The sequence below is a fragment of the Limimaricola cinnabarinus genome (genome assembly GCF_047631075.1).
GTDB lineage: Bacteria > Pseudomonadota > Alphaproteobacteria > Rhodobacterales > Rhodobacteraceae > Limimaricola > Limimaricola cinnabarinus.
Map to the genome: position 1 here is coordinate 74,310 of NZ_JBLHYX010000015.1, position 20,111 is coordinate 94,420.

A 20,111-nucleotide genomic window follows, 5' to 3' on the forward strand; every position below is an offset into this window, starting at 1 on the left:
CGAGGGCCACGGGATGATCGACCGGCTGGAGATGTTTCTCGCGCTGGCCAAGGCTGAACATTTCGGCCGCGCCGCCGAGGCGATGGGGGTCACGCAACCGACGCTTTCGGCGGCGATCCGGCAGCTCGAGGATCAACTCGGCGTGATGCTGGTGCGGCGCGGATCGCGGTTTCAGGGGCTGACGCCCGAGGGCGAGCGCGTGCGCGACTGGGCACGGCGGATCTCGGGCGACGTGCGCGGCATGAAGGAGGAACTGCGCGCCGCGCGCGAGGGTCTGACCGGCGTGCTGCGGCTCGCGGTGGTCCCGACCGCGCTGGGCGCGGTGACACAGCTCACCTCGCGCTTTGCCGCGGCGCATCCGAACCTGCGGTTCTCGGTCCGCTCGACCACCACGACGCAGCTTCTGGCGGCGATCGAGGATCACGAGGTCGATGCCGGGATCGGCTATCTCGACAACGAACCCATGGGCCGGGTCGTCACCGTGCCGCTCTATACCGAACGCTATGTCGCGATCATGCGGGCCGATTGCGGGCTGGCCACGCATGAACGGCTGCGCTGGGCCGATCTGGGCGGGACGGATCTGTGCCTGCTCACCCCCGACATGCAGAACCGCCGGATCATCGCGGGGCATCTCGCCGGGGCGGGCATCGAAGTGGCACCCCGGGTCGAGACCAACTCGACCATCGTGCTGATCTCCCACGTGCTGAACTCGGGCTGGGTCACGATTCTGCCGGAGCGCGCGGCGGCGATCTTCCTGCAGGGCCAGCCACTGGTCGCCCGCCCCGTCACCGATCCCGACGCCGCGCACGGGATCGGGCTGATCGCGCCATGGCGCGAGCCGCACACGCCGCTGCTCTCGGCGCTTCTCTCCGAGGCGCGGCGCTTCGACCGGGCTTGATAGGGTTTCTCTATCGCGGCACGAAACCGCGATATTGATATTGCATGTGGGCATGCCGTTGTATGCGCGGAAGACTCGAGGAGGAGCCAGCCGATGCCGACACCGCCAGCCCCCGCCGATCTGGAGGGCCGCCTTGGTGCGATCCTTGCGGATCACGCGACCTTCGAAGGACCGCTGCTGCCGATTTTGCACGCCGTGCAGGCCGAATGGGGCTATGTGCCGCCCGAGGCGCTGCCGATCATCGCCGCCGGGCTGAACATCAGCCGCGCCGAAGTGCATGGCGTGGTCAGCTTCTACCATGATTTCCGCGAGGAGCCCGCGGGCCGCCACATGCTCAAGATCTGCCGCGCCGAGGCCTGTCAGGCTCGTGGCGGCCAGGGCATCGAAGCGGCCGCCAAGGCGCGGCTCGGCGTCGAATGGCATGGCACCAGCGCGAATGGCGGCGTCACGCTCGAGCCGGTCTATTGCCTCGGGCTTTGCGCAAACGGCCCGGCGATGATGCTCGACGGCCGCGTCGTGGCGCGGGTCGACGAGGCGCGGCTGAAATCGCTGCTCGAAGAGGTGGACGCATGAGCAAGTTGAAGATCTACGTCCCCCGCGACGCCGCCGCCCTCGCCGTCGATGCCGAGAAGGTGGCGGAGGCGGTGATGGCCGAGGCAAAGATCCGCGAGATCGAGGTCGAGCTGGTCCGCAACGGCTCGCGCGGGATGCTCTGGCTGGAACCGATGGTCGAGATCGAGCGCGACGGTGTCCGCCATGCCTTCGGCCCTGTCACGCCGCATGACGTCCGCGCGCTGTTCGACGCCGATTGGGGCAGCCACGCCCTCGCTCTCGGCCCGACCGAAGAGATCGAATGGATGAAGCGGCAGACCCGCCTCACCTTCGCCCGCGTCGGCGTCATCGACCCGCTCTCGCTCGATGCCTACGAAGCGCATGGCGGCCTCAAGGGCCTGCGCCGCGCGCTGGAGATGACCGGCGCGGCGATGATCGACGAGATGAAGGAATCGGGCTTGCGCGGCCGTGGCGGCGCGGGCTTCCCGACCGGCATCAAGTGGGACACCGTGCGTCTCGCCGAGGCGAACCAGAAATACATCGTCGCCAATGCCGACGAGGGCGATTCGGGCACCTTCGCCGACCGGATGCTGATGGAAGGCGATCCGTTCAGCCTGATCGAGGGCATGGCCATCGCGGGCATCTGCGTCGGCGCGACCCGTGGCTACATCTACCTGCGCTCGGAGTATCCCGAGGCGATTCACACCATGAACGAGGCGATCCGCATCGCTCGGGCGCGCGGCGTGCTCGGGGCTTCGGTGCTGGGCTCGGATTTCGCCTATGACATGGAGGTCCGCGTCGGCGCTGGCGCCTATGTCTGCGGCGAGGAGACCTCGCTTCTGAACAGTCTCGAAGGCAAGCGCGGCGTCGTGCGCGCAAAGCCCCCCCTGCCGGCGCTCGAAGGCTTCCTCGGCAAGCCGACGGTGGTGAACAACATCATCTCTCTGGGCACCGTGCCGGTGATCTTCGAGAAAGGTGCCGCGCATTACCGTGATTTCGGTCTGGGACGCTCGCGCGGCACCATCCCGATCCAGATTGCCGGCAACGTGAAGTTCGGCGGCCTGTTCGAGACCGCCTTCGGCACGAGCTTGGGCGCGCTGGTCGACGAGATCGGCGGCGGCACGGAGACGGGCCGCCCGGTCAAGGCGGTGCAGGTCGGCGGGCCGCTCGGGGCCTATTTCCCGCGCTCCAAGTTCGACACGCCCTTCGGCTACGAGGAGTTCGACGGCGAGGGTGGCCTTATCGGCCATGCGGGCGTGGTGGTGTTCGACGACACCGCCGACATGCTCGGCATGGCGCGCTTCGCGATGGAGTTCTGCGCGGTCGAGAGCTGCGGCAAATGCACGCCGTGCCGGATCGGCGCGGTGCGCGGCGTCGAGACGGTCGACCGCATCGCGCGCGGCGACACGAGCGCGATCCCGCTGCTGACGGATCTTTGCGATACCATGAAGGACGGCTCGCTCTGCGCGCTGGGGGGCTTCACCCCCTACCCGGTGATGTCGGCGCTCACGCATTTCCCCGATGATTTCCATGCCAATGCCAAGGAGGCAGCGGAATGAAGGACTTTCTGATCCCCTTCGACGGTCCCGGCGGCACCGGTCTCAAGGACGACACCGACATGGGCACGCCCGCGTCGATCTCGGCCAGGACAGTGACGCTGAGCATCGACGGCTTTGAGGTGACGGTGCCCGAGGGCACGAGCGTCATGCGCGCCAGCGCCGAGCTGGGCATCCAGGTGCCCAAGCTCTGCGCCACCGACAACATGGCGGCCTTTGGCTCGTGCCGCCTCTGCGTGGTCGAGATCGAGGGCCGTCGTGGCACCCCCGCCTCCTGCACCACCCCGGTGGCCGAGGGCATGGTGGTCCACACCCAGACCTCCAAGATCAAGAAGCTCCGCAAGGGCGTAATGGAGCTCTATATCTCCGACCACCCGCTCGACTGCCTGACCTGCGGCGCCAACGGCGATTGCGAGCTTCAGGACATGGCGGGGGCCGTGGGCCTGCGCGACGTGCGCTACAAGCCGGGCGACAACCACTACGATCCCTCGGGCACCGGCGCGCGCTCCCAGGCCGAGGCGCGACTGCGCGAACCGGTGGGCATCAACAACCCGCAGTTCCTGCCCAAGGATGACAGCAACCCCTACTTCACCTACGATCCCTCGAAATGCATCGTCTGCTCGCGCTGTGTGCGGGCCTGCGACGAGGTGCAGGGCACCTTTGCGCTGACCATCGAGGGCCGCGGCTTCGACAGCCGCGTATCCGCGGGCACCAAGCTCGACGATTTCATGACCTCGGACTGCGTGTCCTGCGGCGCCTGCGTGCAGGCTTGCCCGACCGCGACGCTTCAGGAAAAGTCGGTGATCGAGATCGGCACGCCCGAGCGCTCGGTCGTCACCACCTGCGCCTATTGCGGCGTCGGCTGTTCGTTCAAGGCCGAGATGCGCGGCGACGAGCTGGTGCGCATGACCCCCTACAAGCACGGCAAGGCCAATCGCGGCCATAGCTGCGTCAAGGGCCGCTTTGCCTATGGCTATGCCGCGCACAAGGATCGCATCCTCAACCCGATGATCCGCGACACGATCGACCAGCCGTGGCGCGAAGTGTCGTGGGAGGAGGCGATCGGCTTCGCTGCCGCGAAAATGCGCGGCATTCAGGAGCAGTACGGCAAGAAGTCGATCGGCGTGATCACCTCGTCGCGCTGCACCAACGAGGAGACCTACCTCGTCCAGAAGATGGCCCGCGCCGTCTTTGGCAACAACAACACCGACACCTGCGCCCGCGTCTGCCACTCACCCACGGGTTATGGCTTGGGCCAGACCTACGGCACCTCGGCCGGGACGCAGGATTTCGATTCGGTCGAGGACACGGATGTGGTCGTCGTCATCGGGGCCAACCCGACCGACGGGCACCCGGTCTTCGCGAGCCGCCTCAAGAAGCGGCTGCGGGAGGGGGCGAAGCTGATCGTCGTCGATCCTCGCCGGATCGACCTCGTCAAGAGCCCGCATGTCGCCGCCGCGCATCATCTCGCGCTGCGTCCGGGCACCAACGTCGCGATCGTCACCGCCATCGCGCATGTGATCGTGACCGAAGGGCTCTACGACGAGGAGTTCATCCGCACCCGCTGCGACTGGGAGGAATTCCAGGACTACGTCGAGTTCGTGGCCGAGGATCGCCATTCGCCCGAAGCCGTCGAGATGCTCACCGGCGTCCCCGCCGAGGAACTGCGCCGCGCCGCGCGCCTCTACGCCACGGGCGGCAACGGCGCGATCTACTACGGTCTCGGCGTGACCGAGCACTCCCAAGGCTCGACCACCGTGATCGGCATCGCCAACCTCGCCATGCTGACCGGCAACATCGGTCGTCGCGGCGTCGGCGTGAACCCGCTGCGCGGCCAGAACAACGTGCAGGGCTCGTGCGACATGGGCTCCTTCCCGCACGAGCTTCCGGGCTATCGCCACGTGGCGGGCTCGGAGGTGCGCGAGGTGTTCGAGAGCCTGTGGAAGGTCAAGCTCGATAGCGAGCCCGGCCTGCGCATCCCCAACATGCTCGACGCGGCGGTCGACGGCACGTTCAAGGGCCTCTATTGTCAGGGCGAGGACATCCTTCAGTCCGACCCCGACACCAAGCACGTGGCGGCGGGACTCGCGGCGATGGAGTGCGTGATCGTGCAGGACCTGTTCCTGAACGAAACCGCGAACTACGCGCATGTCTTCCTGCCCGGCTCGACCTTCCTCGAGAAGGATGGCACCTTCACCAACGCCGAGCGCCGCATCAACCGCGTGCGCAAGGTCATGGCGCCGAAGAACGGCTATGCCGACTGGGAAGTGACGCAGTTGCTGGCGAACGCGATGGGCGGTGGCTGGACCTATACCCACCCCGCGCAGATCATGGCCGAGATCGCGGCGACCACGCCGAGTTTCGCCAATGTCAGCTACGAGCTCTTGGAGGAGCAGGGTTCGGTGCAGTGGCCCTGCAACGATGCCTCGCCCGAGGGCACGCCGCTCATGCATATCGACGGCTTCGTGCGCGGTCGCGGGCGCTTCATCCGCACCGAATACGTGGCGACCGACGAAAAGACCGGCCCTCGCTTCCCGCTGCTGCTCACTACGGGCCGCATCCTGTCGCAGTACAACGTGGGCGCGCAGACGCGCCGCACCGAAAACTCGCGCTGGCACGAGGAGGACGTGCTGGAGATCCACCCGCATGACGCCGAGGTGCGCGGCGTGAAGGATGGCGACTACGTGCGGCTCGCCTCGCGCTCGGGCGACACGAGCCTGCGCGCGCTGATCACCGACCGGGTCAGCCCGGGCGTGGTCTACACCACCTTCCACCACCCGACGACGCAGGCCAACGTCATCACCACCGACTTTTCGGACTGGGCCACCAACTGCCCGGAATACAAGGTGACGGCGGTGCAGGTCAGCCCGTCGAACGGCCCGTCGGAATGGCAGCAGGACTACGAGGCGCAGGCCGAGCAATCGCGCCGCATCCTGCCCGCGGCGGAATGAGCGAGGAGCTGCATCCCTATAGCCGGGTTGCGGCCCACGACACGGGCGCGGAGTCCGCGCCCGTGTCGCTGCCCGAGGAGACTCCGGTGGCGGTGGTCTACAACGGCTCGACCCAGGCGGTGATGATGACCACCCCTGCCGACATCGAGGATTTCGCGCGCGGCTTCACCATCACCGAAGGCTTCGCCGAGGCCCACGAGATCGGCGATGTCGAGATCGTCGGACAGGAAAACGGCATCGAAGCCCGGATCTGGCTCCCCGAGGACAGGCAGGCCGCGCTCGACGCGCGCCGCCGCGCGCAGGTTGGCCCGGTGGGCTGCGGGCTGTGCGGCATCGACAGCCTCGCGCAGGCGGCGCGGGAGGTGCGTGCCGTGCCCGCCTCCGGCCTCGTGCTCGCCGTGTCCGAGATCGCCGCGGCGCTCGACGGCCTGCGCACGCGGCAGCCGCTGCACGACGAAACCCGCGCGGTCCACGCGGCGGGCTTCTACGTCCCCGGCCAAGGCATCGTTCTGGCGCGCGAGGATGTGGGCCGCCACAACGCCCTCGACAAGCTGGCGGGCGCCATGGCCGCGGCCGGGACCGATCCCGCTTCGGGCGCCATCGTGCTGACCTCCCGGCTGTCGCTGGAGATGGTCCAGAAGACCGCGATGATCGGCGCTCCGCTCATGCTGTCGGTCTCGCAGCCCACGGCCCATGCCGTGCGTCTCGCCGAGGAAGCCGGCATCGCGCTTGTCACCCACAACCGCCATGGCACCCGCATCTTTACCCATCACGCCCGTATCGGAGCCGCCCATGTCCTCTAGAACCACCGACCAGAAGCTCGTCTACATGGCGAACCAGATCGCCACCTTCTTCGAGAGCCAGGCCGAGGGCACACGCGCCGAGCGCGTGGCCGAACATCTGCGCTCGTTCTGGGAGCCACGTATGCGCGACCGGTTGTTCGCGATGCTTGATACCAACGAGGCGGACGCGCTCACCCCCCTCGCCCGCCGCGGTGCGGAGATCTGGCGCGAGTTCGGCAAGGCGGTTCCCGCCCATTCCGAAGAGGAGTGAGGGCGGCCCCGACGGGCGCCCGACCTCGCAACTTCAGTCCACGAATATTCACGGCGCCCGGCTCCGGCCGGGTGCGACATCGCGGACCGGTCGTCCGGTCAGCCGCCGCGTTTCGCGCGGTAGATGCCCTCGGGCAGGTTCAGCGCCGCCTGCAGCTCGCGCGCCTGATGCAGCGACAGCGTGATCCGCACCACCGCGTCGCGACGGGCATCGTATTGCTCGACCGTCACGCAATCCTCGAAGGCGCAGACGGTGACGTCTTCCTGAAGATGCGCGGCGCCTTCGTCGACGAGGGTGACGACCGTGGCGTCGAAATCGTGCTCGATGGTGAACATGGGCTCAGCCTAGGCGGCGCGCGAAGGCGGCGCAAGCCGCGAGCGGCGGCGCGATGCCGATCGCGTGAGAGACACGCCCGCAGGGCTGGTCGCGCCTCGGGGCGGCGGCTAGGATCGTGGTAATTCTTCACGACGAACCGGATATAGTTGCCGATGTTGTCTCGCCTTTCCTGTTTCGCCCTGGTCGCCGGCCTCGGGCTGTCGGCCTGTGCGCCGCCCGTTGTCGTGGCCTCGGGGCCGCAGCGCACCACCACCGTGACGCGCCCCGGCACCCCCGCCCCCACCAATGTCACCATTTCCAAGGGTCCGGGCCCGGTGGCCAACCCCGACGCCGCGCGAACGGCGGCGCGCAATTTCGTGCAGGTCGTGGAGCGGCTCGAACCTGTGGCCGAGCAGGTCTGCCGCGCCAACGCGCCGCAACTCGATTGCGATTTCCGCATTGTCGTCGACGACCGTCCCGGCCAGCCCGCCAACGCCTTTCAGACCCGCGACGCGCAGGGCCGTCCGCTTCTGGCCTTTACCGTGGCGCTTTTGAGTGAAGTGCAGAACGCCGACGAGCTGGCCTTCGTGCTGAGCCACGAGGCGGCGCATCACATCGCGGGCCATCTCGACCGCCAGAGCCGCAACGCCGCGATCGGCGCGACGGTGTTCGGACAGCTCGCCACCGGGCTGGGGGGCGGCAACGAAAGCGCGGTGCGCACCGCGCAGCAGCTCGGCGCCGGATTCGGCGCGCGCAGCTACTCCAAGGATTTCGAACTCGAGGCCGACGCCCTCGGGGCGACCATCGCCCAGCGCGCGGGTTATGACGCGGTCAATGGCGCACAGTTCTTCCTGCGTATACCCGACCCCGGCGACCGGCTGCTCGGGACGCACCCGCCGAACGCGCAGCGCATGGACATCGTGCGCCAGACCGTCGCCCGGCTCTGACGCGAGGCGGGGGTGCTCAGCCGAGCACCCCCATCGCGATCGCGGCGAAGAAGCAGGCCGAGGCGGCGAGCACGAAACCATGCCAGATCGCGTTGGAAAAGCGCAGCCCTTCCCAGACGAAGAAGATCACGCCAGCCGAATAGAGCAGCCCGCCGATCACCACCAGCGCGGTCGAGGCCACGGGCAGCGTCATCGCCAGCGACCAGACCAGCGCGATGCTGAGCCAGCCCATCAGAAGATAAAGCGTCGGGCCGAGCCTGCCGGGGCTCTTCCAGAAGAACAGCTTGGTCACGGCCCCGCCCAGCGCGATGGCCCAGACCACCGCGAGGATCGCATAGGCGAAGGCCGAGCCGATCAGCACCACGAGCGGCGTGTAGGTGCCCGCGATCTTGAAATAGATCGCCGCGTGATCGATCCGGCGCAGCAACGGCCGCAGCCGGGTCCACGGCGTCATGTGATAGAATGCCGAGGCCGAAAAGGTTGCGATCAGCGCACCACCATAGATCGCCACGGCGACGGTCCGGTCGATGCGCGCCTCTTCGCTCCAAGCCGAGAGCGAGACCAGCAAGATGGCCCCGGCCAAGGCGAAGATCACGCCGAGGGCGTGGATCACGCCATCAGCGATGCGCTCGGAGCGTGCGTAAGCGGGATATTCTTCGTGTTGCGGTGTCATGCGTGGTTATCTAGCGCATGCCGCGTGCCGTGGGAGAGCGCATAGGTAGAGGACGTGGCGACAACGGCAACAAATGATCATGCCAAAGGATGCGGGCCCTCATTGGCATCCCCTTTCGCACAGGTCATATCTGCTTTTGCGAAGCCCGGGGGCGAGACATGCGACAACATTACGAGAGGCTGCGCATGCGCGCGGTCTGGTCCTGGCAGGGGCTCAGGCATATCTGGCGTACCGAAGGCAGCCTGCATCAGTGGATGTGGGCCAACATCGTCTCGGCCATCCTGATCTTCGTGCTGCCGGTTTCGGCGGGCGAACGCGGCATGATCCTGATGGGCGGCGTCATGGTGCTGGCCTTCGAATGTCTCAACACCGCGATCGAGCGTGTCGTCGACGACGTCTCGGAAGAACGCCGCGCCTTGGCCAAGCAGGCCAAGGATTCGGGCTCCGCAGCCGTCGCCGTCGCAGGCGCGGCCGTGGGGCTGGCCTGGATCTGCGTGCTGGGCGGGCTGGTGTTCTGATCGACGCGTCGCAACGGCTGACATGAGAAAGGCCGCATCCCTGAGGGATGCGGCCTTCTTTCTGTCGGTGCCTGCGCCGATCAGCTTTCGGGCGGCAGTACCCGCAGCCGCAGCTCGCGCAGCTGCTCGTTCGCGGGCTCGGACGGCGCGTTCATCATCAGGTCCTCGGCCCGCTGGTTCATCGGAAAGAGGATGACCTCGCGGATGTTGGCCTCGTCCGCGAGCAGCATCACGACCCGGTCGATCCCGGCGGCGCAGCCGCCATGCGGAGGCGCGCCGTACTGGAACGCGTTGACCATGCCGCCGAAGCGCTTCTTCACCTCGTCTTCGCCGTAGCCCGCCAGCTCGAACGCCTTGAACATGATCTCCGGCTTGTGGTTCCGGATCGCGCCCGAGATCAGCTCGTAGCCGTTGCAGGCGAGGTCGTACTGGTAGCCAAGCACTTCGAGCGGATCGCCCTGCAGCGCCTCCATCCCACCCTGCGGCATCGAGAACGGGTTGTGCGAAAAGTCGATGCGGCCCTCGTCGTCCTTTTCGTACATCGGGAAGTCGACGATCCAAGCAAAGGCGAAACGGTCGGTCTCGGTCAGGCCAAGCTCCTCGCCGATCGCGACGCGCGCCTTGCCGGCGACGCGCTCGAACCCCTCGGGCTTGCCACCAAGGAAGAAGGCCGCGTCACCGACGCCCAAGCCGAGCTGCTGGCGGATCGCCTCGGTGCGCTCAGGCCCGATGTTCTTGGCGAGCGGGCCTGCCGCTTCCATGCCGCCCTCGGCCTCGCGCCAGAAGATGTAGCCCATCCCCGGAAGACCCTCCTTCTGGGCGAAGGCGTTCATCCGGTCGCAGAACTTGCGGCTGCCGCCCGTGGGTGCCGGGATGGCGCGGATCTGCGTGCCCTCCTGCTCCAGAAGCTTGGCGAAGATCGCGAAGCCCGAGCCTTTGAAATGCTCGGACACGTCCTGCATTCTGATCGGGTTGCGCAGATCGGGCTTGTCGGTGCCGTACCAAAGGGCGGCGTCCTTGTAGGAGATCAGCGGCCATTCGGTGTCGACCTTCCGGCCGCCGCCGAACTCCTCGAAGATGCCCTGCATCACTGGCTGGATCGTGTCGAACACGTCGCTCTGCTCGACAAAGCTCATCTCGAGATCGAGCTGGTAGAAATCGGTGGGCGAACGGTCGGCGCGCGGGTCCTCGTCGCGGAAACACGGCGCGATCTGGAAATACTTGTCGAAGCCCGACACCATCAGGAGCTGCTTGAACTGCTGCGGCGCCTGCGGCAGCGCGTAGAACTTGCCCGGATGCAGGCGGCTCGGCACGAGGAAGTCGCGCGCGCCTTCGGGCGAGGAGGCGGTGATGATCGGCGTCTGGTACTCGCGGAAGTTCTGGTCCCACATGCGCTGGCGGATCGAGCGGACCACGTCCGAGCGCAGCGTCATATTGGCCTGCATCTGCTCGCGGCGCAGGTCGAGATAGCGGTACTTGAGACGCGTCTCCTCGGGGTATTCCTGATCGCCGAAAACCTGCAGCGGCAGCTCCTTCGACGCACCCAGCACCTCGACGCCGCGCACGAAGACCTCGATCTCGCCGGTGGGCAGCTTGGAGTTCACCAGCTCGGGCGCGCGCGCCTTCACCTCGCCGTCGATGCGGATACACCATTCCGAGCGCAGCTTTTCGACATCTGCGAAGGCGGCGCTGTCGGGATCGCACAGCACCTGCGTCATGCCGTAATGGTCACGCAGGTCGATGAACAGGATGCCGCCATGGTCGCGGATCCGATGCACCCAGCCCGACAGCCGGACGGTATCGCCGACATTGTCAGAGGTCAGGGCGGCGCAGGTGTGGGTGCGGTAGGCGTGCATTCTTGGGTCCCTTTCGGCGGGTGTCGCGCCGATACACCGGGTTGGGGCCTTGATGTCAAGCAAGCCGAGAGGTCAGACAGCCACGAGACGCGCCTCGATCAGCCCCCGGAGCGAATTGCCCATGAACAGGCGTGCGCCATCGAGGTCGGCGGGCCGCAGCACCGCCTCGCGCCAGCCCTGTCCCAGAAGCTCGGCCCGAAGCACGCCGGGCAGCAGCCCCGAGGACAAGGCGGGCGTCAGCGTCTCGGTGAAGAGATTGGTGATCGTACCCTCGCAGACCTCCCCCGCCCGGTTCAGGAACAGCCATTCGTCGATGCCTTCGGGCAGCGCGGCCCGCGCCCGGTCATAGAGCGCCCGGCGCGTCGTCTTGTATCCCAGCCACGGATCACCGGCATTCAGCGGCTCGGGATGGATCGCCACGCGCCAGAGCGTCGGGTTCGGGGCCAGGGGACCGGTGGTCAGGTCGAGCGCGCCGTCGGAATCGAGCGTGAGCCGGCAGCGCTGCGGGGTCTCGGGGGCGAGATCGAGCAGGGCTTCGGCCCGGGCGCGATCGAAGGGATAGCCCAGCGCCAGCGCGGTGCGCTCCATCCTGTCGAGATGCGCGGCCAAGCGGCGCGGCCCCTCGCCCGGATGGGCGCCCAGCGTTTCGATGATCTTCGGCGGGGTGGCGTGGGGCATATGCGCGATCCGAGTATTTTCCAAGCGAAGTTGCCGGATCACGCCAGACTGCGCGCGAAGCGGGTTTTCCACAACGCCTCGTCCCATTCCGAGGCCGCCTCGCTGTCCCAGACGATGCCGCCGCCGACATTGAGCGTGGCGCGCCCGCCTTCGACCGTCAGCGTGCGGATTGCCACGTTGAACGAGGACCGCCCGTCGGGTGCCGCCCAGCCGATCGCACCGCAATAGGCCCCGCGCGGCCATGGCTCCAACTCGCGGATGATCTCCATCGCGCGCAGCTTCGGCGCGCCGGTGATCGAGCCGCAGGGAAAGAGCGCTGCAAGGATCGCCGCGAGCCCCGCGCCGGGGGCGAGCCTCGCGGTCACATGGCTCACCATCTGGTGCACCGAGGCATAGGTCTCGACTTCGAACAATTTCGGCACCGCGACCGAGCCGGGCACGGCCACCCGGCTCAGATCGTTGCGCAGAAGATCGACGATCATCAGGTTTTCGGCGCGGTTCTTCTCATCCGAGACAAGGAACGCGCGGTGCGCCTCGTCCTCGGCCTCGGTCGCGCCGCGGGGCCGCGTGCCCTTCATGGGCCGCGTCTCGATGCCCCCTGCCCCGTCGGTGGCAAAGAACAATTCCGGCGAACGCGAGATCAGTGCGGGCAGACCGTCCTGCTCGACCATCGCACCATGCGCCACGGGCTGGCCCCGCGACAGCGCGGCAAAGAGTGCCTCTGCGCCGCCCGAGCATTCGGCGTCGAGCGGGAATGTCAGGTTCGCCTGATAGATGTCGCCCGCGCCGATATAGCCGCGTACCTGCTCCAGCGCCGCGCGGTGATCCTGCGGCGTCCATCGCGGCTCGAACGCACCCAACTGCGCGGGCCCCGCCTCTGGCGTCCAGTCGCCGGGGCCCTCCTCGAACACGCCGAAGCGCAACAGCGGCAGGCGGCGATCGGGCGGCATCAGGGCGCGCAGCCGCCGCTCCAGCGCATAGCCCAACTCATAGCTCGCATAGCCCGCGATCCAGGCGCCTTCGGCCCGCGCCGCCTCGATCGCGGCGAGCGCGAGGGGCACGCCTTCGGGCCGCCACGCCTCGATCAGGCGCCGGGGCCGCGAAAATATGGCGCCCCGTCCTTCGGGGCCCTTGTCGAAGCCGATCCGCATGTTCGCCCACATTCTTTTGCGCCTCCCCGATACATCGCCGGGCGGTCAGGCAACAGAGGGCGGTGCGATTGCCTTCCCTAGCGGGACCGCGGGGCCTTGCGCTGAGATCGCCCATGTCTATAACCGCGACGATTTGCGCGGCCCCCCTCCCCTGAGGCGGCGCGAGAAACACGAGGGTCCCATGCCGAAAAGAACCGATATCCGCTCGATCATGATCATCGGCGCGGGGCCGATCGTCATCGGCCAGGCCTGCGAGTTCGATTACTCGGGCGCGCAAGCCTGCAAGGCGCTGCGCGAGGAAGGCTACCGGGTCATCCTCGTGAACTCCAACCCCGCAACGATCATGACCGACCCCGGTCTCGCCGATGCCACCTATATCGAGCCGATCACACCCGAGGTCGTCGCCAAGATCATCGAAAAGGAGCGCCCCGACGCGCTTTTGCCGACCATGGGCGGGCAGACCGGTCTCAACACCTCGCTGGCGCTCGCCGACATGGGCGTGCTCGAGAAGTTCGGCGTCGAGATGATCGGTGCCAAGCGCGAGGCCATCGAGATGGCCGAGGACCGCAAGCTGTTCCGCGAGGCGATGGACCGGATCGGACTCGAGAACCCCAAGGCCACGATCGTCACCGCGCCCAAGATGGCCAATGGCAAGCGCGACCTGAACGCGGGCGTCAGCCTCGCCATCGAGGCGCTCGAGGAGATCGGCCTGCCAGCGATCATCCGCCCCGCCTTCACGCTGGGCGGAACGGGCGGCGGCATCGCCTACAACCGCGCCGAATACGAGCATTACTGCCGCACCGGCATGGACGCCTCGCCCGTGGGCCAGATCCTCGTGGATGAGAGCCTGCTCGGCTGGAAGGAATACGAGATGGAAGTCGTGCGCGACCGCGCCGACAATGCCATCATCGTCTGCGCCATCGAGAACGTCGATCCGATGGGCGTGCATACCGGCGATTCGATCACCGTGGCCCCGGCGTTGACGCTCACCGACCGCGAATACCAGCACATGCGCAACGGATCGATTGCCGTGCTGCGCGAGATCGGCGTCGAGACCGGCGGGTCGAACGTGCAATGGGCGGTGAACCCCGATGACGGCCGCATGGTGGTGATCGAGATGAACCCGCGCGTGTCGCGCTCCTCGGCACTGGCCTCCAAGGCCACCGGTTTTCCGATCGCCAAGATCGCGGCCAAGCTCGCCGTGGGCTACACGCTCGACGAACTCGACAACGACATCACCAAAGTGACGCCCGCGAGCTTCGAGCCGACCATCGATTACGTCGTCACCAAGATCCCGCGCTTTGCCTTCGAGAAGTTCCCCGGCTCCGAGCCGCATCTCACCACCGCGATGAAATCGGTGGGCGAGGCGATGGCCATCGGCCGGACCTTCCACGAATCCTTCCAGAAGGCGCTGGCCTCGATGGAGACCGGTCTCACCGGTTTCGACGAGATCGAGATCGCCGGCGCGCCGGACCGCGCGGCGATCACCAAGGCGCTGTCGAAGACCACCCCCGACCGGATCCGCGTCATCGCGCAGGCGATGCGCGAGGGTCTGTCGAATGACGAGATTCAGGCGGTGACCAAGTTCGACCCGTGGTTCCTCGACCGGATCCGCGAGATCGTCGACACCGAGAACGACGTGCGCAAGACCGGCCTGCCCACCACCGAGGAGGGGCTGCGCCACCTCAAGATGATGGGTTTCACCGACGCGCGCCTTGCCACGCTGACGGGCCGCGACGAGGACGACATCCGCCGCGCGCGTCGCAGCCTCGGCGTCACGGCGGTGTTCAAGCGGATCGACACCTGCGCCGCCGAGTTCGAGGCGCAGACGCCCTACATGTATTCGACCTACGAGCATCCCGTGATGGGCGAGGTCGAAGACGAGGCGCGGCCCTCGGACCGCAAGAAAGTCGTGATCCTGGGCGGCGGTCCGAACCGGATCGGCCAAGGCATCGAGTTCGACTATTGCTGCTGTCATGCCTGCTTTGCGCTGACCGATGCGGGCTATGAGACCATAATGGTCAACTGCAACCCCGAGACGGTCTCGACCGATTACGACACTTCGGACCGGCTCTATTTCGAACCGCTTACCTTCGAGCACGTGATGGAGATCCTGCGCGTCGAGCAGGAGAACGGCACGCTGCACGGTGTGATCGTGCAGTTCGGCGGCCAGACCCCGCTCAAGCTGGCGCGCGCGCTCGAGGCCGAAGGCATCCCGATCCTCGGCACCACGCCCGACGCGATCGACCTCGCCGAGGACCGCGAGCGGTTCCAGGATCTCGTGAACCGTCTCGGCCTCAAACAGCCGGTGAACGGCATCGCCTCGACCGACCAGCAGGCGATCGACATCGCCGACGATATCGGCTTCCCGCTGGTGATCCGCCCCTCCTACGTGCTGGGCGGCCGGGCCATGGAGATCGTCCGCGACATGGACCATCTCAAGCGCTACATCCGCAACGCCGTCATCGTCTCGGGCGACAGCCCGGTGCTGCTCGACAGCTACCTCTCGGGCGCGACCGAGGTGGACGTGGACGCGCTCTGCGACGGCGAGAAGGTCCATGTCGCGGGGATCATGCAGCACATCGAGGAGGCCGGCGTGCATTCGGGCGACAGTGCGTGCTGCCTGCCGCCGCACTCGCTCAGCTCCGAGATCCAGGCCGAGATCCGGCGCCAGACCGAGGCGCTGGCATTGGCGCTCGGCGTGGTCGGGCTGATGAACGTGCAGTTCGCGGTCAAGGATGATGAGGTCTACCTGATCGAGGTCAACCCGCGTGCCTCGCGCACCGTGCCCTTCGTCGCCAAGGCGACCGACAGCGCCATCGCGAGCATCGCCGCGCGCCTCATGGCGGGCGAAAAGCTGTCGGCCTTCCCGTTCCGCCCGGCCTACGAGAACGTCGATTACGACAGCGACCTGCCTTATGCCGACCCGATGACGCTGGCCGACCCGAACATGCCGTGGTTCTCGGTCAAGGAGGCGGTGCTGCCCTTCGCCCGCTTCCCCGGCGTCGACACCATCCTCGGGCCGGAGATGCGCTCCACCGGCGAGGTGATGGGCTGGGACCGCAGCTTTGCTCTGGCCTTTCTCAAGGCGCAGATGGGCGCGGGCTCGGATCTGCCGCGCGAGGGCCGCGTGTTCCTGTCGATCCGCGACGGCGACAAGACCGCCGACATGGCCGAGGCCGCGCGCATCGTCACCTCTCTGGGCCTCACCATCCTCGCCACGCGCGGCACGCTGGGCTGGCTCAAGGAGAACGGCGTCGAGGCGGAATTGGTCAACAAGCTCTACGAGGGCGGGCTCACCATCGTCGACCGGCTCAAGGACGGGCACGTGGCGCTGGTGATGAACACCACCGAGGGCGCGCAGGCGATCGAGGACAGCCGCGACATCCGCTCGGCAGCACTGCATGCCAAGATCCCCTACTTCACCACCGCTGCCGCGGCACAAGCCGCGGCGCAGGCGATGAAGGCCCGTGTCGAGGGCGAGGTGGGCGTGCGTTCGCTGCAGGCGTGACGTCAGCCGGAACGGCCTAAGGCACCATGCGTTTCTCCCTCACCAACCAGAAGGGAGAGACGCATGGACACCCCCCTCGAGATCGCCTTCCACAACATGGACAGCTCCGACGGGCTTGAGGCCAAGATCCGCGAACGGGCCGACAAGCTCGAGCGTTTTCACAGCCATATCACTAGCTGCCACGTCGTGGTCGAGGTGCCCAACCGCAGTCAGGCGGGGGCCAAGGGATACCACGTGCGCATCGAGTGCCGCGTGCCGGGCAAGGAACTCGTGGTGAGCCACGATCCCGGAAAAGGCGACAAGCATGACCCTTACCTCGCGGTCCGCGACGCCTTCTATGCGATGGAACGGCAGCTCGAACACGCCGCCCAGAAGGTGCAGGGCGAAGTGAAGAACCACGAGGGTCCGCCGCAGGGCCGAGTGCGCCAGCTTTTCACGGAATACGGCTTCATCGAGACGCTCGACGGCCGCGACATCTGGTTCCACAAGGCGAGCGTGGCCGAGAACGGCTTCGAGAAGCTCGAGGAGGACACGCCGGTCGAGCTCTCCATTGTCGATGACGGGCCCAACGGCATGGGGCCGCAGGCGACGAGCGTGCGCCCGATCGGCCGGATGCGGATCGAGGGCGAGGTGCCGTCGCGCGTCTGACGCACGGGCCCCGGAAATAACCATCCAGCCGGGAGCGGCGCGTTGTCACGACGCGCCGCTCACTGTATCTGACCGGCTCATGGCCAAGCTCTATTTCAACTACTCGACGATGAACGCCGGCAAGTCGACGGTGCTGCTGCAGGCAGCGCATAATTACGACGAGCGCGGGATGCAGACCTACCTGCTCACCGCCAAGTTCGACAACCGCGGCGGTGAGGGCTTCATCAAGAGCCGGATCGGCATCGGCAGTCCGGCCGACACCTTCGACACGGATGACGACCTCTTCGACAAGATCGAGCGACGGCTGGAGACGCCCTGCGCCTGCGTCTTCATCGACGAGGCGCAGTTCCTGTCGCCCCGGCAGGTCTGGCAGCTTGCCCGCGCGGTGGACGATCTGAACGTGCCGGTGATGTGCTACGGGCTGCGCGTCGATTTCCTCGGGGAGCTGTTTCCCGGCTCGGCCACGCTTCTGGCGCTGGCTGACGAAATGCGCGAGGTGCGCACGATCTGCCATTGCGGGCGCAAGGCGACGATGGTGGTGCGCAAGGATGCCCAAGGTCGGGTCGCCACGGGCGGCGATCAGGTCGAGATCGGCGGCAACGACCGCTATGTCTCGCTCTGCCGACGGCATTTCCGCGAGGCGATCGGCGACCGCCCCGCGTGAGGATCAGTTGACGATCTGTGGCGGCGTCTCGCCACCGACCCAAGCGATCGCGTTGTCGAGCGCCATCCGCCCCATCGCCTCCCGCACCTCGAGCGCCGCGGTGCCCAAGTGCGGCAACAGCACGACGTTCTCCAGCTCGCGCAGGCTTTGGGGCACCTCGGGCTCGTTCTCGTAGACATCGAGCCCGGCGCCGCCGATCCGGCGCTCTCGCAGCGCCTCGATCAGCGCCTGCTCGTCGACCACGTCGCCGCGCGCGATGTTGACGAGGATTGCGCCGGGCTTCATCGCGGCGATCATCTCGGCCGAGATCATGTGCCGCGTCTCGGGCGTCGCGGGCACGGTGACAATGATGAAATCCGACGAGGACATCAGCTCCTCGAGATCGCCGACCTGAAGCGCCGGAAGGGGCACGGATTTGGACGACCGGTTGTGGAACAGCACCTGCATGTTGAAGCCCAGCGCGCAGCGCGTCGCCACCGCCTGCCCGATCCGGCCCATGCCGACGATGCCCACGGTCTTGCCGGTGACATGGGCGCCCAGCATCTGCGTCGGAGCCCAGCCGGACCACTTTCCTGCGCGCACCAGCCGCTCACCCTCGCCCGCGCGGCGCGCGGCGGCCAGAAGCAACGTAATGCCGATATCGGCGGTGGCGTCGGTCACCGTGTCGGGCGTGTTCGATACCGCGACACCGGCGGTGCGCGCGGCCTTCGCGTCGATGTGGTTGTAGCCCACCCCGAAATTGGCGAGCATGCCGCAGCGGATCTCGCCCGCCTGTTCGAAGGCCCGGGCCGTGAAGCGGTCGCCCAGTGTGCACAGGATCGCGTCGTAATCGCCCAAGGCCTGCGCCGCCTCGGCCTCGGTCAGGCCGCGATCCGCGTCGCGGAAGGTGGCGTCGAAGGCGTCGGCGCAGGCATCGAGCACGGATTGCGGCAAGGGCCGCGTGACGAGAAGGGTCTTCTTGCTCATGACAGCCGCCCTCCGAGCGGCACGGGCTGGTCGGGGCCGATCAGCACGATCGCGCCATCCGCGTCGGGCAGGCCGAGGACCAGCACTTCGGAGACGAACTTGCCGATCTGGCGCGGCGGAAAGTTCACCACCGCCAGCACCTGCCGGCCTTCGAGGGTTGCGGGGTCGTAATGTGTGGTGATCTGCGCCGAGGACCGTTTTTCGCCAATCTCGTCGCCGAAATCGATCCAGAGCTTGATCGCGGGCTTTCTCGCCTCGGGGTAAGGCTCCGCGCGGGTCACGAGGCCCGCGCGGATGTCGACCTTGGCGAAATCGTCGAAGACGATCTCAGGGGATCGCGCCTCACCCATTCGCAAGCTCGCGAGAGCGGTCGGCGGCGGCCTTGAGCGCCCGGCTCAGAAGCACCGGGAAGCCGTCGGTCTCGTTCATCAGCACGTCGAGGGCGGCCTGCGTGGTGCCATTGGGTGAGGTCACATTCTCGCGCAGCTTGCCCGGATGCTCGTCCGAGCCATCCGCCAGAGCGCCCGCGCCCGCCACCGTGGCCGAGGCCAGCTGCAGCGCCAGCTCCGGGCTGAGCCCCTGCTCCTCGCCCGCCTTGGCCATCGTCTCGATCAGGTGGAACACATAGGCCGGGCCCGAGCCGGACACCGCCGTCACGCCGTCCATCTGATCCTCGTTGTCGAGCCGGACCACCTGCCCCACCGCCTTGAGGAGTTTCTCGGCGAGATCGACCTGCTCGGCCGTCGCATGCTCGTTGCCGATGATCGCGGTGATGCCGCGGCCGATCGCCGACGGCGTGTTGGGCATGGCGCGCACGATGGGGGTCTTTTCCCCCAGCGCCTGCTCGAACTTGGCGATCGGCGTGCCGGCGGCGACCGAAACGAAGAGCGTGGAACCGTTGCCCTTGGCCTGCATCGTGGGCAGCGCGTCGCCCATCATCTGCGGCTTGACCGCGACCAGCACGATCGCCGGGTCCTCGGGCAGGTCCTCGTTCAGGCGCACGCCCTGCTTTTGCAGCCATTCCGACGGCTTGGGATCGAGCACGGTGACCGACTGTTTGGGCAGTCCGCCATCGAGCCAGCCCGCCAGCATCGCCGAACCCATCTTGCCGCAGCCAAGGAGCACGAGGCCCCGGCGCGCAACTTCATCCATCTGCATGGCGCAACCTCCTTTG

Annotated in this window: 19 protein-coding genes; 11 read left to right on the plus strand and 8 right to left on the minus strand. The window is 67.4% G+C overall.

All coding sequences use genetic code 11. From position 1 onward, the window contains the following. The first annotated feature begins 13 nt into the window (after positions 1-13). From ACJASC_RS12995 to ACJASC_RS13020, 6 genes are all read left to right on the plus strand, one after another. Positions 14-898, plus strand: coding sequence for a LysR family transcriptional regulator (locus ACJASC_RS12995; RefSeq protein ID WP_415146414.1), 885 nt, complete (start codon positions 14-16; stop codon positions 896-898). A gap of 93 nt (positions 899-991) precedes the next feature. After that, entirely contained in the window at positions 992-1,471 is a 480-nt protein-coding gene (locus tag ACJASC_RS13000; protein ID WP_415146415.1) for a formate dehydrogenase subunit gamma, read from the plus strand. A 5-nt stretch (positions 1,472-1,476) separates the two neighbouring features. Then, positions 1,477-3,009 (plus strand): formate dehydrogenase beta subunit, encoded by a 1,533-nt coding sequence (locus tag ACJASC_RS13005; protein WP_415146440.1) that lies wholly within the window; start codon positions 1,477-1,479, stop codon positions 3,007-3,009. Beyond that, positions 3,006-5,957, plus strand: coding sequence for a formate dehydrogenase subunit alpha (fdhF, locus tag ACJASC_RS13010; protein ID WP_415146416.1), 2,952 nt, complete (start codon positions 3,006-3,008; stop codon positions 5,955-5,957). The genes ACJASC_RS13005 and fdhF overlap by 4 nt, the downstream gene beginning before the upstream one ends. Next, a complete protein-coding gene (gene fdhD, locus ACJASC_RS13015) occupies positions 5,954-6,760 on the plus strand; it encodes a formate dehydrogenase accessory sulfurtransferase FdhD (RefSeq protein WP_415146417.1) in 807 nt (268 codons plus the stop codon). The genes fdhF and fdhD overlap by 4 nt, the downstream gene beginning before the upstream one ends. Continuing rightward, on the plus strand, positions 6,750-7,010 hold the full coding sequence (locus tag ACJASC_RS13020) for a formate dehydrogenase subunit delta (RefSeq protein WP_021694813.1): 261 nt from the start codon (positions 6,750-6,752) through the stop codon (positions 7,008-7,010). Before fdhD ends, ACJASC_RS13020 begins: the two co-directional genes overlap by 11 nt. Positions 7,011-7,108: 98 nt before the next feature. Here the strand turns inward: ACJASC_RS13020 and ACJASC_RS13025 are convergent, their stop codons facing one another. Beyond that, positions 7,109-7,345 (minus strand): hypothetical protein, encoded by a 237-nt coding sequence (locus ACJASC_RS13025; RefSeq protein WP_021694812.1) that lies wholly within the window; start codon positions 7,343-7,345, stop codon positions 7,109-7,111. 153 nt (positions 7,346-7,498) lie between these two features. Between ACJASC_RS13025 and ACJASC_RS13030 the strand changes: the two genes are divergently transcribed. After that, entirely contained in the window at positions 7,499-8,272 is a 774-nt protein-coding gene (locus tag ACJASC_RS13030) for a M48 family metallopeptidase (protein WP_415146418.1), read from the plus strand. A gap of 16 nt (positions 8,273-8,288) precedes the next feature. Here ACJASC_RS13030 and trhA read toward each other — a convergent pair whose 3' ends face one another. Then, the gene (gene trhA / locus ACJASC_RS13035; protein WP_415146419.1) at positions 8,289-8,945 is read right to left on the minus strand and encodes a PAQR family membrane homeostasis protein TrhA; all 657 of its coding nucleotides are present in this window, start codon (positions 8,943-8,945) and stop codon (positions 8,289-8,291) included. A gap of 158 nt (positions 8,946-9,103) precedes the next feature. On the opposite strand from trhA, the gene ACJASC_RS13040 reads away from it, so the two are divergent. Then, a complete protein-coding gene (locus ACJASC_RS13040; RefSeq protein ID WP_045320176.1) occupies positions 9,104-9,463 on the plus strand; it encodes a diacylglycerol kinase in 360 nt (119 codons plus the stop codon). An 80-nt stretch (positions 9,464-9,543) separates the two neighbouring features. Here ACJASC_RS13040 and aspS read toward each other — a convergent pair whose 3' ends face one another. The 3 genes from aspS to ACJASC_RS13055 all read right to left on the minus strand — a co-directional run bounded on the left by aspS (position 9,544) and on the right by ACJASC_RS13055 (position 13,148). Next, positions 9,544-11,319, minus strand: coding sequence for an aspartate--tRNA ligase (gene aspS, locus ACJASC_RS13045; RefSeq protein WP_415146420.1), 1,776 nt, complete (start codon positions 11,317-11,319; stop codon positions 9,544-9,546). Positions 11,320-11,391: 72 nt separating this feature from the next. Then, positions 11,392-11,997: an aminotransferase class IV family protein gene (locus ACJASC_RS13050; protein ID WP_415146421.1), complete on the minus strand. Its 606-nt coding sequence runs from the start codon at positions 11,995-11,997 to the stop codon at positions 11,392-11,394. A 38-nt stretch (positions 11,998-12,035) separates the two neighbouring features. Continuing rightward, positions 12,036-13,148: an aminodeoxychorismate synthase component I gene (locus ACJASC_RS13055; protein ID WP_021694805.1), complete on the minus strand. Its 1,113-nt coding sequence runs from the start codon at positions 13,146-13,148 to the stop codon at positions 12,036-12,038. Between the two features lie 181 nt (positions 13,149-13,329). Here ACJASC_RS13055 and carB point away from each other — a divergent pair, with 181 nt between their 5' ends. The 3 genes from carB (at position 13,330) to ACJASC_RS13070 (ending at position 17,971) form a co-directional block, all read left to right on the plus strand. Next, positions 13,330-16,659 (plus strand): carbamoyl-phosphate synthase large subunit, encoded by a 3,330-nt coding sequence (carB, locus tag ACJASC_RS13060; protein WP_021694803.1) that lies wholly within the window; start codon positions 13,330-13,332, stop codon positions 16,657-16,659. Between the two features lie 63 nt (positions 16,660-16,722). Continuing rightward, a complete protein-coding gene (locus tag ACJASC_RS13065) occupies positions 16,723-17,307 on the plus strand; it encodes an HPF/RaiA family ribosome-associated protein (protein ID WP_415146422.1) in 585 nt (194 codons plus the stop codon). 79 nt (positions 17,308-17,386) lie between these two features. Beyond that, complete coding sequence (locus ACJASC_RS13070; RefSeq protein ID WP_415146423.1) at positions 17,387-17,971, plus strand: thymidine kinase; 585 nt, start codon at positions 17,387-17,389, stop codon at positions 17,969-17,971. 3 nt (positions 17,972-17,974) lie between these two features. Here ACJASC_RS13070 and ACJASC_RS13075 read toward each other — a convergent pair whose 3' ends face one another. From ACJASC_RS13075 to proC, 3 genes are read right to left on the minus strand one after another with little or no spacing between them, the layout of a single operon-like run. Then, positions 17,975-18,937, minus strand: coding sequence for a 2-hydroxyacid dehydrogenase (locus ACJASC_RS13075; RefSeq protein WP_415146424.1), 963 nt, complete (start codon positions 18,935-18,937; stop codon positions 17,975-17,977). Beyond that, positions 18,934-19,287 (minus strand): tRNA-binding protein, encoded by a 354-nt coding sequence (locus tag ACJASC_RS13080; protein ID WP_415146425.1) that lies wholly within the window; start codon positions 19,285-19,287, stop codon positions 18,934-18,936. The genes ACJASC_RS13075 and ACJASC_RS13080 overlap by 4 nt, the downstream gene beginning before the upstream one ends. Next, the gene (gene proC, locus ACJASC_RS13085; protein WP_415146426.1) at positions 19,280-20,095 is read right to left on the minus strand and encodes a pyrroline-5-carboxylate reductase; all 816 of its coding nucleotides are present in this window, start codon (positions 20,093-20,095) and stop codon (positions 19,280-19,282) included. Before proC ends, ACJASC_RS13080 begins: the two co-directional genes overlap by 8 nt. Positions 20,096-20,111: the final 16 nt, after the last annotated feature.

Excerpts from the sequence above, each read along its gene's own strand:
- ACJASC_RS13020 (WP_021694813.1), top strand. The coding sequence starts at position 6,750 with ATGTCCTCTAGAACCACCGACCAGAAGCTCGTCTACATGGCGAACCAG.
- carB (WP_021694803.1), top strand. The coding sequence starts at position 13,330 with ATGCCGAAAAGAACCGATATCCGCTCGATCATGATCATCGGCGCGGGG.
- ACJASC_RS13055 (WP_021694805.1), bottom strand. The coding sequence starts at position 13,148 with ATGCGGATCGGCTTCGACAAGGGCCCCGAAGGACGGGGCGCCATATTT.
- proC (WP_415146426.1), bottom strand. The coding sequence starts at position 20,095 with ATGCAGATGGATGAAGTTGCGCGCCGGGGCCTCGTGCTCCTTGGCTGC.
- ACJASC_RS13080 (WP_415146425.1), bottom strand. The coding sequence starts at position 19,287 with ATGGGTGAGGCGCGATCCCCTGAGATCGTCTTCGACGATTTCGCCAAG.
- ACJASC_RS13075 (WP_415146424.1), bottom strand. The coding sequence starts at position 18,937 with ATGAGCAAGAAGACCCTTCTCGTCACGCGGCCCTTGCCGCAATCCGTG.
- ACJASC_RS13070 (WP_415146423.1), top strand. The coding sequence starts at position 17,387 with ATGGCCAAGCTCTATTTCAACTACTCGACGATGAACGCCGGCAAGTCG.
- trhA (WP_415146419.1), bottom strand. The coding sequence starts at position 8,945 with ATGACACCGCAACACGAAGAATATCCCGCTTACGCACGCTCCGAGCGC.
- fdhF (WP_415146416.1), top strand. The coding sequence starts at position 3,006 with ATGAAGGACTTTCTGATCCCCTTCGACGGTCCCGGCGGCACCGGTCTC.
- ACJASC_RS13050 (WP_415146421.1), bottom strand. The coding sequence starts at position 11,997 with ATGCCCCACGCCACCCCGCCGAAGATCATCGAAACGCTGGGCGCCCAT.
- ACJASC_RS13065 (WP_415146422.1), top strand. The coding sequence starts at position 16,723 with ATGGACACCCCCCTCGAGATCGCCTTCCACAACATGGACAGCTCCGAC.
- ACJASC_RS13040 (WP_045320176.1), top strand. The coding sequence starts at position 9,104 with ATGCGACAACATTACGAGAGGCTGCGCATGCGCGCGGTCTGGTCCTGG.
- ACJASC_RS13000 (WP_415146415.1), top strand. The coding sequence starts at position 992 with ATGCCGACACCGCCAGCCCCCGCCGATCTGGAGGGCCGCCTTGGTGCG.
- ACJASC_RS13030 (WP_415146418.1), top strand. The coding sequence starts at position 7,499 with ATGTTGTCTCGCCTTTCCTGTTTCGCCCTGGTCGCCGGCCTCGGGCTG.
- fdhD (WP_415146417.1), top strand. The coding sequence starts at position 5,954 with ATGAGCGAGGAGCTGCATCCCTATAGCCGGGTTGCGGCCCACGACACG.
- aspS (WP_415146420.1), bottom strand. The coding sequence starts at position 11,319 with ATGCACGCCTACCGCACCCACACCTGCGCCGCCCTGACCTCTGACAAT.
- ACJASC_RS13025 (WP_021694812.1), bottom strand. The coding sequence starts at position 7,345 with ATGTTCACCATCGAGCACGATTTCGACGCCACGGTCGTCACCCTCGTC.
- ACJASC_RS12995 (WP_415146414.1), top strand. The coding sequence starts at position 14 with ATGATCGACCGGCTGGAGATGTTTCTCGCGCTGGCCAAGGCTGAACAT.